Consider the following 12,821-nt stretch of genomic DNA (forward strand, 5'->3'; position numbering starts at 1 on the left):
TATACCTACCTTTTCTTCCATCTGATACGATGTTGTTGAATTTAATGCTATGAACATTCTGGGGGTGAACCGCTTTGAAATTCATGATTGTAGACGATGAGCCGCGGCACCGCCGGGGCATGGCCGGGATGCTGCTGGCGAGCCGGCCCGGCTGCGAAGTGTTTACGGCCGGGGACGGAGCGAAGGCGCTCGAAATGGCCGGCATCGATCGGCCCGAAGTCATATTTACGGATATCCGGATGCCGCAAATGGACGGGCTTACGTTCCTGCGGCGAGCGAACGAAGCCTTGCCTTACAAGCCGCGGGTCGTAATGCTGTCCGCGTACAACCTTTTCGAATACGCCCAGGAAGCATTGCGGCAGGGGGCATTTGATTATTTGTTAAAGCCGGTCGATGTCGACAAGCTGGAAGAGGTACTGGCGCGCCTGGAAAAGATCTATCGTGAAGAGCGTGAAGCAAGGGACCGAACCCAGGCGCTGGAGGAGCAAATGACAGCAGCCTCATTGGCGCATCAAGGGCGTTTGATCCAGCAGTGGCTGTCCGGCAGTCTGAGCGGGGAGGAGGAGCGGAGTTGGGTTTCGGCCGGCATCGCGGATGGCTCTGGTGTGGTCATCGTTTCGGAGCTGGAGCCGGCCAGCGGGGAGAGGAGCGTCTCTACCGCGGAACATTTGGATCGCGGGATGCCATCCGGTTTCCGCGCTTCATCACCTGACATTTACACCGAGCCCCGCTCCATATCTCTGTCGGCCGACAGGCTGCACCGCGCGTTGGAACGCGCCTGGTCTGCCTTCGGCACGGCCTTGACGATCGCCTGGGATGCGGCGGATTGGGCGCGGCCGAGGTGGGTCACGATCCTTCAAATCGGTACAAGTCTCGGTGAATGGCGGGAAGAAATCTACAGGGTTACTGCCAATCTTCAAGCAGAGCTTGCTAATGCAGGATACCCTGGGCGATGGGTGCATGCGATCGGAGAAGAATGCGTTGATCTAGCCGAGGGGGGCCCTCAGTCTTACAGGACGGCTCTGGCCGCGCTGCCGTATCTGTTTTATGACCAGCATGGGTCCGTATTGTTCCACGACGAGCTTCTGCCGATGCAGCCGGCATTAACGAGCGATGCCGCAGAGCTGTTTGATCTCCTGAATGCCGGCGATACGGACGGCGCGAAGGAGCTGTGCCGTACAGCCGTGACTGCCATGTCGGCGGACGGCATGGCCGAACCGCAGTCCGTCAAGGACCAAACCTGTCTGCTCCTGCTGAAGCTGGCAGACAGCAAATCCGGGTGGGGGATGAACACGTTGACGGAGGAAGCCGTGCGGCAGATCCGTGCTTGCCGGCGATTTGCGGAGCTCCTGGAGATTTTGGATTCGGTGCTCGGGCAAATGGGCGTCACGCTGAAGGACCAGAAAAAAAGTAAACGTGAGCTCGTGATCGACAGCTGCCTGGAGCTGATGCGCGAGCGGTATATGGAAGATTTATCCCTGGAATCGGTGGCGGAATCGTTCCGCTTCAACCCGTCTTATTTCAGCACCTTGTTCAAGGAGGCGACGGGCCGCTCCTTCTCGGATGTTCTTATTGAGATCCGGATGCGCAAAGCCGAAGAGCTGCTGCGGGACTCCAGCGGATTAAAGGTGTACGAGATCGCCGAAAGGTGCGGCTTCCGCGATACGAAATACTTTTCCCGGAGCTTCAAAAAGCATGTTGGCGCTACGCCCGACGCGTACCGTCATTGGGCCGGACAGCAAAAATCAGGGGAGGGGAGGTCCAGATGAAATTCCGCTCCAGGCTTCTGGCCAGCTATGTGGTTCTCATCGCGCTGCCCCTGCTGCTTCTGAGCTTCATCTATTACCGAAACAGCTTGAGCTCGATGCGGGATCAGGCGCAAAACAACGTGCTCGAAATCGTCAAAAAGAGCAATGAGGTCATGGATACGAAGCTGAGGAAAGTAGATCAGGGCAGCTTGGCCTTGTTCGTGGACCGCGACCTTTTTCGGATCTTCAACCAACTGGATCCTTCCAGACCGTCGGAGCTGCTGAATGCGGACAGGCAGGTGTCGGCCATCCTGAGCAAGTATTTTACGCAAAATGAGGATGTGTACACGTACCAGCTGTGGACTTCCTATTACAGTTTCGGTTCGCAGCGGAATCTTCCGCAGGGGGATCCGACCCGCACGGCGCTGTATCAGGAGGCAGAGACGGCACATGGCAAAATGGTCTGGTACCCTACCTACAATTTCGTCCAAATGTTCGATCAGCCCTGGCTGCAAAACAGCGATATCGAATACCGGTACATGTTTTCCGCCACCCGGCTGATGGAATTTTCCTATGTCGATAATTCTACGCTTGCAAGGCTGGATCCGGACGTGGAGCGGCCGGTGCTGACAATCGGCTTTAAAGCGGACTTCTTCAACTCCCAATTTGATCAAAGCATTCCCGCGGGTTCGAGTTATTTGGTGATTGATCCGGATAACAAGGTCGTGGCGAGCTCGGACGCCTCCCAAGTGACCCAAGTGTTCAATGAACAATGGGTGAACGCCATTCGCAAGGCGGGCAGCGGGACGCAGCGATTGGTCCTGAACGGCAAAAAGACGATCTTGTGCTTCGACCGCTCCGCCGTGACCGGCTGGCTCTCGGTGGTCATGATTCCGGAATCCACCCTCGTCCGCGGCTTTATTCCGACCATCCGCACGTCGACCATCGTGCTGGCTGCGCTTCTGGCATTGATTGCGTACTTATTCGCTTACTTTATCGTCCGCAAAATGACAGGCCCGATCCGGCAGCTATTTACCGCCATGCGCTCGGTGGGCGAAGGGGACTTTCAGACCCGGGTAGAGGTCCGGACCCATGACGAATTCGGGGTGCTGCTGCAGCGGTTCAACCGGATGAACTCGCGCATCGAAACGCTGGTAAAGGAAAATTACGAAATCCGGATCAAGGAGAAAGAGGCGGAAATCATGGCGCTCAATATGCAGATGAACCCGCATTTTCTCTACAATACGCTCAACATCATGAACTGGATGGCCATCGAATCGGGACAGAGGGAGCTGAACCGGATGCTCGTCCGCCTGTCCAATATGCTGCATTACACCTCGCGCAAGGACTGGGGGGCCGTAACGGTGGCCGAGGAGCTCGAGTGGATGAAGGACTATTTTTACATTATGGAGGCCCGCTTTGAATCGAAGTTTACGGTTCATTTTGACATCGCTGCCGAGCTGCTGGATACGCCGGTACCAAGGCTGTTGTTTCAGCCGTTCGTCGAAAATGCCATTCTCCACGGTTTTGAGCAGATGGAAGAAGGGGGACGCATCGAAGTTACCGGAAAGATCAAGGATGGAGCCCGCGTGCTGGAGGTGTCGGATAACGGGCGCGGCATGAGCCGGGAAACGGTTCAGCGGATTTTGTATGCAGAGTCCGCCTCCATCGGCATCAAAAACACGATTTCCCGCATTCGTCTCGCATATGGGGACGAGTACGGCATCGATATCGAATCCGCTGTAGGCCAGGGAACAAGGGTGATCATCACACTTCCCCACGTTCCTAATCAAAGTCCACCATTCTAACAATATTCCGGTTTTGAAAGCGCTGCCCAAAATCTATAATCAAAAGCAACATAGGCTGCAGCTATGAAATCATTCGTATAGCAGGAGAGGGGTTAAAGTTCATGATGAAAAAACACCGAAAGCCGCTGACGGCAGCGATTGTATTTCTGCTCACGGCAGGATTGCTGCTGAGCGCCTGCACCCGGTCGGAGGAAAGCGGCGGGCCTGCAGCCGGAAGCTCGGACAAGGGGGGAACTCAGGCGGAGGCCGGCGAACAGATCAAGCTCCGCCTCACCTTATGGGGAGCGCCTAATGAAATTGCCGTAAACAAAAAGGTCATCGCCCGGTTCGAAGCAGAACACCCCAATGTGAAGGTGGAACTGCAGCAGATTCCTACCGATTACGACACCAAGCTGACGACCATGGTTGCCGGCAACGATGAGCCGGACGTGGCGATGATGGAATCGGCGACGATCGCCTTTCCGCTTGCGGAACAGGGAAAATTCCTGAATCTTCAGGAATTTCTGGACAAGGATTCCGAAATAAAGGCCGATACGCTGGTCCCGAATATCACCTATTCCTCGGAGCCCGGCAATATCATCGGTATTGCCCCCGGCCCGGAATCGTTTACGCTTTTTTATAACGAAGATGTCTTCAAGGAGGCTGGGTTGACGCCGCCGCCTTCAAAAGTATCGGAAGCGTGGACCTGGGAACAGTTCGTGGATACTGCCAAGAAGTTGACCCTGGACAACAAAGGACGGAATGCGGACGATCCGAATTTTGATCCGAAAAACATCAAGCAATATGGGGTGAACCCCGGCAACTGGTGGGGAGCATACAGCAGCTTTATTTTTTCAAATGGCGGCGACTTTGTCTCCCCGGACGGCAAAACATTTGCTTTGAACCAGCCGGAAGCCGTCGAGGCGCTGCAGAATATCGCCGATCTGATCAATAAGTACCACGTTGCACCGTCACCGCTGCAGGCTAAGAACATTCCGGCAACAAATGTGGCTCTGCAGACGAGAAAAGTGGCGATGGTGATTGACGGACAATGGAACACCAGCACGCTTGCGGAATCGAAGGTTCACTTTAACGTCGGGGTGCTTCCTGTCATGAAAAAGCCGGCGACCACGGTAGTCTGCGCGATGTTTTCCATCTTTAAATCGACCAAGCATCCCCAAGAGTCCTGGGAGCTGCTCAAGGCGCTTATTGACCCGGACGCGTCAATCGAGATGCTAACTTACGGCACATGGATGCCTTCGCTGAAGGACTGGTATACGGATGATGCCCTGCTGTCGAAATGGGCGGTAAATCAGCCTTCCCGGCCATCAGGCTACAAAGATGCGGTTATTGACGTTGTGCTGAATCACAGTCATGCCACGCCTACCGGCTACGTTAAGAATTTCAACAAAATCATGGATATCGTCAATCCTGCCATGGATAACGTATGGTTGGGCAAAACAACGGCCAAGGAGGCCATGGACAGCATCGCGGCCAAGGCTCAGGCACAGGTGCAAGGACGGCGAGACGTAAAATAGGGGGCTTAAAGTACACATGCAGACGAACATTCCGATGAACGCTCCGGTTCCTGTACGCCGCAAGGCGGGCGTGCGGGAACGCAAAGCTCTGTTCTACGGGCTGCTGTTTACGGCTCCGGCGGTACTCGGGTTTATCCTGTTTACCGCCGGTCCCATGATCGCGAGCTTTGTGCTGAGCTTGACCGATTACAACGTATTCAAGGAGTCGGTGTCCTTTATCGGCTTCGACAACTATGCCCGGCTCTTCTCCGGCCAGGACGAGAGTTTCTACCGCTCGCTTGGCGTGACGTTTTATTTCGTCCTGCTGCGGGTGCCGGCCTGCATCATCATTTCCTTCATCATCGCGCTGCTGCTGAACATGAACATTAAGGCGCGCGCCTTGTTCCGGACGATCATTTATCTGCCGAGCATCGTGCCGGCAGTGGCCTCGGCGATGATATGGATGTGGCTGCTCAACCCGGACCTCGGGCTGATCAACATGATGCTGAAATGGCTTCACCTGCCGACGAGCGACTGGATTTTTTCTGAAAAGAGCGTCATCCCCTCCATTGTGCTGACGACGCTGTGGGGCATCGGAGGGACGGTCATCATTTTTCTGGCGGGCTTGTCCGGCATTCCCAAGCAGTACTACGAGGCGGTTGATGTGGACGGGGGCGGCTGGTACCACAAGCTGCGTCATATTACGATTCCGATGGTGACGCCGACGATCTTTTTCAACGCGGTAATGACCATCATCAGCTCCTTCCAGGTGTTTAACGAGGCGTATATTTTGACCCAGGGGGGACCGAACGACAAGAGTCTGTTCTTCGTGTTCTATCTGTGGCGGACCGCGTTCCGGGATACGGAAATGGGTTATGCCTCGGCGCTGGCCTGGGTGCTGTTCGTGATCATTCTGGCGTTTACATTCCTCGTGTTCCGGTCGTCGAAATCCTGGGTTCACTACGAAGGAGGCGGGCCGTCATGAGGGAATCCAGACTGAAGCTGGGCGCGGGCTATGTGGCGCTCGGACTGATCTCGCTGCTGTTTATCATCCCGTTTATTTGGCTGATCCGGAGCTCGCTGATGGATTTATCCCAGATCTTCGTGATGCCCCCGGAATGGATTCCGCATCCCTTCCACTGGGACAATTATAAAAGGGCGCTTACGTCCCTCCCGTTCGGCACTTACTTCGTCAATACGCTGGTCATCGTGGCGAGCGTGATGATCGGAACGGTGCTGACGAGCACGATTTCGGCGTTCGGGTTTTCACGGATCCGCTGGAAAGGGCGGGATGCCGTGTTCGCCGTCCTGCTGTCGAGCATGATGCTGCCGGGAGCGGTAACGCTCATCCCGAGCTTTCTCGGCTGGAAGGAGCTCGGGTTCTATGATACGTATTATCCGCTCATCGTGCCGTCCTTTTTCGGAGGCGGAATCTTCAACATCTTTTTGCTGCGGCAATTCTATATGTCGATTCCGAAGGACTTTGACGAAGCGGCCGTCGTCGACGGGGCGGGTTACTTTCAAATCTATTGGCGCATCATTCTGCCGCTCAGCCGCTCTGCGGTGATCGTTGTCGCCTTGTTCACCTTCCTGGGCACCTGGAACGACTTCATGGGACCGCTCATTTACCTGAAGAGCGACAGCCGCTTCACGCTGGCGCTAGGCCTGCAGATGTTCCAGGGCAGCTACTCGGCCCAGTGGGATCTGCTGATGGCGGCCTCTGCGGTGGTCATTCTCCCGTGCGTTCTCATTTTTTTGCTGGGACAGCGTTATTTTCTGGAGGGAATTACCCTGACGGGGTTGAAAGGTTAATCATTGCAGCATATTGCATGAAGGGAGAGGGTGCAGGATGACAACGGCTCATTCGCAGCAGGGCTGGCAGGGCGTGCCTTTTACTCAGGTGAAGATCCAGGATGAACTGTGGAAGCAAAAGCTGGAGGTGTGCAAGCAGGTAACGCTCCGGACCTGCCTGGACAAATGCGAATCGACCGGGCGGATCAGCAATTTCGCCAAAGCGGCCGGTCTTATGGAAGGGGAATTCGAAGGGATTTATTTTAACGATTCCGATGTGTACAAGGTGCTTGAAGGCGCGGCATATCTGCTGATGGCGGACCGCGACCCCGAGCTGGAGGCGGAGATCGACCGGATCATCGGCTTGATCGCAGCGGCTCAGGAGCCGGACGGATACCTGACGACGTATTACACGCTTGAAGCTCCGGACCGGAAGTGGACGGATATGGAAAAGCACGAAATGTATAACGGCGGCCACCTGATCGAAGCGGCGGTTGCGTACCATGCGGCTACAGGCAAGCGCACGCTGCTGGACGTGGCCTGCAAGCTGGCGGACCATTACGACAGCCTGTTCGGGCCGGGCAAGCGGCATTGGGTGGAAGGCCATGAGGAGATCGAGCTGGCGCTGATCAAGCTGTACCGCGCGACCGGCGAGGAGCGTTATTGGAAGCTCGCGCTGTGGCTGCTCGAGGAGCGGGGGCACGGGCACGGCCAAGGCGCGATATGGGACCGCGAGGAGTGGGGACCGGCATACTGCCAGGACGATGTCCCTGTCCGCGATATCGAAAAGGTCACCGGGCACGCTGTCCGTGCGATGTATCTGTACACCGCCATGGCGGACGTGGTGCTGGCCTCCGGGGACCGGACCTACGAAGACGCCCTGCGCAAAGTGTGGGCGCACACGGTCGAGCGGAACATGTACATTACCGGAGGCATCGGGCCGTCCCGGCATAATGAAGGGTTTACACACGACTACGACCTCCCGAACGAGAGCGCTTACTGCGAAACCTGCGCCTCGATCGCGATGGTGTTCTGGAATCACCGGATGAGCCTGCTGTTTGGCGAGGCGAAGTACGCCGACGTCGTAGAGCGCTCCATGTACAACGGAGCTTTGGCGGGGATTTCGCTGTCCGGCGACCGCTTTTTCTACGTCAACCCGCTGGCGTCCCGGGGGGATCATCACCGGACCGAATGGTTCGATACGTCCTGCTGCCCGACGAATTTGGTGCGGTTTCTGCCTTCGATCGGCGGATACAACTACGCCGTGAACGAGGAAGGCCCCGTCATGCTGCAGTTCGTCGCCGGTACGGCCGATCTGGAACTGAAGGACGGCAGCCGGGTCTTGATGAAGACCATAACCCGCTATCCATGGGACGGGCATGTGCATATCGAGGTGGAGCCGGCCAGGGAGGCCGAATTCGCGGTGCGGCTGCGTCTGCCGGGATGGTGCCGCGGGGCGAAACTGTCCATTAACGGGGAGACCGTAGCTCCTGCGGATTGGACCATAGACCAGGGATTCCTCGTGCTCAGCCGCCGCTGGAAGCCGGGCGATACGATTGACTACGTGATGGAAATGCCAGTTCAGCCGGTGCACGCGCGGCCGGAGGTCGAGGCCGACCGGGGCCGTGTCGCCGTTCAGCGCGGGCCGCTGGTGTACTGCCTGGAGCAGGCGGATAACCCTGAACTCGTTTATGATGAGTTTGCAGTCCGGCCGGGCATTTCCTTTGGCCTGGAGCCGCGGGACGAGCTGGGCGGCATGGTGGCGCTCACCGGGTTCGACGGGCAGCGGGAGTACCGCTTCGTACCGTACCATTTGTGGGACAACCGGGAACCGGGATTTATGCAGATCTGGCTGAAGGAAGAGGAGGACGGGCGGCTGTATTCGGTGTAGGGTTAAAGCGAGCGCGTGGCAAGGGGCTGAGCGTGAGTGCGGTTACTATGGCAACCTGTGCCAAAGGTTCACCACATGCGCCGGGGGCCGGATAGGATCCGCTTTGCGACAGCTTCTACACAAGTGCATAAGGTTGAGGAGCGCCGGAAGAGATTCCGGTGCTTTTTGTTTTGCGGTACCCGGATGGTCCCCAAACACCCGCGACCTGTTTCTGCGGTTTTCGTTATCTTGCGCTTATACTTGGGAAGCCTTCCAAGCTCCCGCCGGCGGCAGTATACTTAAGCCGAGATATTTCCTAAGGTGGCTGCAGCCCTACAGGATATCCCTTGGTCATAGATTTTTTACAAATGGATAGGGGGAAGTAAGAGGATGCTTAAAACGATTGAACCCAATATTCTCTACTTTGGCACGCCTGTAGTTCTGATCAGCACTTTGAATGAGGATGGCTCGGCCAATTTAGCCCCGATGTCTTCCGCGTGGTGGCTGAATCAGTCCTGCATGCTCGGCATGAGCGGCAAATCAAAGACGGTCCAAAATATCAAGCGTGAGCGTGAGTGTGTGTTGAATCTTCCGTCGGCCGATCTGGTCAGTCAAGTGGATCGTCTGGCGCTGACGACAGGGACGAGCCCCGTCCCTGATTACAAGGCGGAGATGGGCTACCGGTATGAACCGGATAAATTCGGTCTCTCCGGGTTTACGCAAGTCCCGTCGAAACTGGTGAAAGCGCCGCGGGCCGGGGAATGTCCGGTTCAGTTGGAAGCGGAGCTGGTGCAGGTCCACTCCTTCGAAGAGCCAAGCTCCATCGCGGCGATGGAGATGAAGATTAAGCGGATCCACATCGACGAAGAGCTGCTGATGGGGGAGAAACACTACATCAACCCCGAGCGGTGGAACCCGCTGATCATGAGCTTTTGCGAGTTTTTCGGCCTCGGCCGCAAGCTGCACCCGTCGAGACTGGCGGAGCCCTTTATGGCGAAGAACTATGAGAAGTAATTTGCAAAATAAGCAGGACTGTTGAAGGGAGCACCGGAGGGATTCCGGTGCTTTTTTGTTCGGGCTGCGCCTTTGAATGGCGGCAATTCGGGGGCAGGTCAACTGCTGCTGTGGATCATTTCCCACTCCCAACCCATTGTTATATGCCGCGCAACCTCGCATTAGAACGGTTAGAAAATAATTTACTAAAAATCCGGATATATAGAAAAATATTTTCTTGAAAGCATTTACATAAACCTGAGGTTTTGATAGTCTATGAATCAAGAAGCAATCATACATCATTTACCGGAGGAGTGAGGACGAATTGGAGAACAAGCTGAAGTATGATGTGGTGGTTATGGGCGGCGGTATTTCCGGCTCAATGGCTGCGGTGGCGGCCGCAAGCTCGGGGGCCAAAACGCTGATCGTGGAGTCCCACGGGTTTCTAGGCGGTACGCTGACGGCGAACGGCGTCGGACCGATGATGACCTTTCACGCCGGGGATAAGCTGGCGATCCGGGGCTTTACCGACCAGCTGATCGAGCGGCTGAAGCGGCAGGGGAAGTCGCCGGGGCATATTTTTGACACGGTCGGCTTTACGTATTCAGTAACCCCGTTCGACGCCGAAGCGATGAAGCATGAACTGGAGCTGATGGTCACCGAGAGCGGCGGGGAGATTCTGTACCATACGATGCTCGCCGGCGTGAAGGCGGAGGACGGACGCATCGTCAGCATTAAGGTGTGCAACAAGTCGGGGCTGACCGACATCGAAGCATCCGTGTTCATTGACGGGACCGGGGACGGGGATCTTTCCGTGGGCGCCGGAGCGGAATTTACGAAAGGCCGGGAATCGGACGGGGCGATGCAGCCGATGACGCTGAAAATGAAAATGTACAACGTGAACATTCCGAAGGTGAAGGAGTACATCCATGCGCATCCGGAGGATTTTCCGCTCTACAACGGCGACACCTCCATCATCGAGAAGGCGCCGCGCCTCTCGGTCGGCGGCTTTGACAGCTTGTTCCGGAAGGCGAAGGAGCGGGGCGAAATTTCGATCCAGCGCGAGAACGTGCTGTTCTTCGAAACAAACAATCCGGGCGAGGTCATTCTGAACACGACCCGGATTCTGGGTCACGACCCGACCGATGCGTTCAGCCTCAGCCTGGCGGAGATGGAGGGACGGAAGCAGTGCCGCGAGCTGGAGCTGTTTGTCCGCAAATACATTCCTGGCTTCGAAAACGCGGTCGTGGAGTCCACCGGTCCGAACATCGGGGTGCGCAGCTCCCGCCAGATCAAAGGGGTCTATACCCTGACCGCCGAGGACCTGCTGGAGCAGAAGCTTTTTGACGATACCATCGCTCATTCCGGATATCCGATCGACATTCACAGCCCGGACGGGGAAGGGACGAAGCATCAGAAGCTGGAGTGGGGCGGCATGTACAGCATTCCGTACTCCTGCATGATCACGAATTCCGTAAAAAACCTGATCGTTATCGGCCGCTGCATCTCGGCGACGTTCGAAGCGCAGGCGGCCATGCGAACCACTCCGACGACGGGGGCGATCGGCCATGCGGGCGGCGTGGCTGCGGCATACGCGGCCAAACATGGCGTTAACGTGCAGGATGTGGACATCATAGCGGTGCAGGCTCAGCTCAAAGCGCAAGGAGCACATCTGGAAATATAGGCTATGAATCATTAAGCATATGAAGTAACCACGTGAAGGAATCTCATGACGAGAGGGGTAACCAAAGTGACTGGTGTAATGTGGGTGCAGGCGATCGGTATTTTGATTGTGTTTTTGGTGTTCGTCGGGCTGATGATGACGCGTAAAATCCCGGCAATTCTGGCGCTTCCGCTGATGGCGATCCTGTTTGCGATCATCGCCGGGGTGCCATGGAACTTGAATAATCCCGATACGACAAGCATTGCCAAAACAATCCTGGCGTCCGGCTCGATGCGGCTGTCCGGGGCGATTGCCGGCCTCGTATTTGGCGCCTGGTTCGGGCAAATCCTGAACAAGGTCGGCATTACCAAATCGATTATCCGCAAGGCCGCCGAGCTGGCCGGGGATAAGCCGATGCTGATCGCGATTCTGTTTTTCGTGACCGCGTCTATTATTTTCTCCGCCGCAGGCGGGCTGGGCATGGTGATCCTGGTCGGTACGATCGTCATTCCGATCATGCTGACCGCCGGCATTTCGCAGTTCGTCGCATCGATCGTCGTGCTGTCCGCTGTCGGGGTGGGTGCGCTTTTCAACGTGTCGAACTGGGCCGTGTATGTTGATGTACTCGGGCTGTCGGTTGACCAAATCGCCGACTACACGCTGGTGGCCGCGCTGCCGCTGATCGTGCTGTCCCTGGCTATGATCGTGTTCTATATCCGCAAGGACGGCAAAGGCCGCAGAGCATGGGCAATGCCCGCAGCTACCGGCGGTGACGGCAAGAAGGTGCCGACGTATGCGCTGATCAGCCCGCTGGTGCCGGTCATTCTGGTGTTCGCTTTTAAAATCGATATCGTTCCCGCCGTCATCATTGGGGCGCTCGTCACGATTCTGCTGGCCTGGCCGAAGCGCCCGATCCACGTGCTCTCCAGCGCGCTGATCGAGGGAATCCAAGACGTCGCCGGCGCCATGGCGCTGATGATCGGCATCGGCATCCTGCTTAATTCGGTTATGGCACCACAGGTTTCGGCGCTGATCTCTCCGCTCATTGAGGCGGTGCTTCCCGGCAATCCGATCATGTACATTCTCTTCTTCACCATCCTGTCGCCGCTGGCGATTTACCGCGGTCCGCTCAACGTATGGGGTCTTGGCAGCGGCATCGCCGCCCTGTTCGTGACGGCAGGCATGACGCCGGTCGCCGCCATGCTGGCGCTGCGAGTCGTCAGCAACGTGCAGGCCGTATCCGACCCGACGAACTCGCATAACGTGTGGGTTTCGGATTTTACAAAGACCGACATCAACGAAATCTTGAAGAAGACGCTGCCTTGGATGATGGTCGCCGTCCTGATCTCCATGGTCATCGGCGCGTTCATGGTGTTTTGATAAAAGACAGTTTAACGGATGATTCCGGACGGGGAACGGACTGCGCGGCTTGATGCGGGCCTTCCCCTGTCC

Annotated in this window: 9 protein-coding genes; all 9 read left to right on the forward strand. The window is 56.6% G+C overall.

Going from position 1 to position 12,821, the window contains the following annotated elements:
- Positions 1-83: 83 nt before the first annotated feature.
- The 9 genes from FHS19_RS23205 to FHS19_RS23245 all read left to right on the forward strand — a co-directional run bounded on the left by FHS19_RS23205 (position 84) and on the right by FHS19_RS23245 (position 12,749).
- Positions 84-1,769 carry a response regulator transcription factor gene (locus FHS19_RS23205; protein WP_246426808.1) on the forward strand — a complete coding sequence of 562 codons (1,686 nt, stop codon included), beginning with the start codon at positions 84-86 and terminating at the stop codon, positions 1,767-1,769.
- Positions 1,766-3,556, forward strand: coding sequence for a sensor histidine kinase (locus tag FHS19_RS23210; protein WP_183584186.1), 1,791 nt, complete (start codon positions 1,766-1,768; stop codon positions 3,554-3,556). The genes FHS19_RS23205 and FHS19_RS23210 overlap by 4 nt, the downstream gene beginning before the upstream one ends.
- A gap of 101 nt (positions 3,557-3,657) precedes the next feature.
- Positions 3,658-5,073, forward strand: coding sequence for an ABC transporter substrate-binding protein (locus FHS19_RS23215; protein WP_183584187.1), 1,416 nt, complete (start codon positions 3,658-3,660; stop codon positions 5,071-5,073).
- A 34-nt stretch (positions 5,074-5,107) separates the two neighbouring features.
- Complete coding sequence (locus FHS19_RS23220) at positions 5,108-6,037, forward strand: carbohydrate ABC transporter permease (RefSeq protein WP_183584565.1); 930 nt, start codon at positions 5,108-5,110, stop codon at positions 6,035-6,037.
- Positions 6,034-6,864, forward strand: a complete 831-nt coding sequence (locus tag FHS19_RS23225; protein ID WP_183584188.1) for a carbohydrate ABC transporter permease — start codon at positions 6,034-6,036, stop codon at positions 6,862-6,864. Before FHS19_RS23220 ends, FHS19_RS23225 begins: the two co-directional genes overlap by 4 nt.
- Before the next feature lie 37 nt (positions 6,865-6,901).
- A complete protein-coding gene (locus tag FHS19_RS23230) occupies positions 6,902-8,734 on the forward strand; it encodes a glycoside hydrolase family 127 protein (protein WP_183584189.1) in 1,833 nt (610 codons plus the stop codon).
- Positions 8,735-9,103: 369 nt separating this feature from the next.
- Positions 9,104-9,727, forward strand: coding sequence for a flavin reductase family protein (locus FHS19_RS23235; RefSeq protein ID WP_183584190.1), 624 nt, complete (start codon positions 9,104-9,106; stop codon positions 9,725-9,727).
- Positions 9,728-10,031: 304 nt separating this feature from the next.
- Positions 10,032-11,390, forward strand: a complete 1,359-nt coding sequence (locus FHS19_RS23240; protein WP_246426775.1) for an FAD-dependent oxidoreductase — start codon at positions 10,032-10,034, stop codon at positions 11,388-11,390.
- A 45-nt stretch (positions 11,391-11,435) separates the two neighbouring features.
- Positions 11,436-12,749 carry a citrate transporter gene (locus FHS19_RS23245; protein WP_246426776.1) on the forward strand — a complete coding sequence of 438 codons (1,314 nt, stop codon included), beginning with the start codon at positions 11,436-11,438 and terminating at the stop codon, positions 12,747-12,749.
- Positions 12,750-12,821: the final 72 nt, after the last annotated feature.

This window comes from Paenibacillus rhizosphaerae (assembly GCF_014192015.1).
Classification (GTDB): Bacteria; Bacillota; Bacilli; order Paenibacillales; family Paenibacillaceae; genus Paenibacillus_AQ; species Paenibacillus_AQ rhizosphaerae.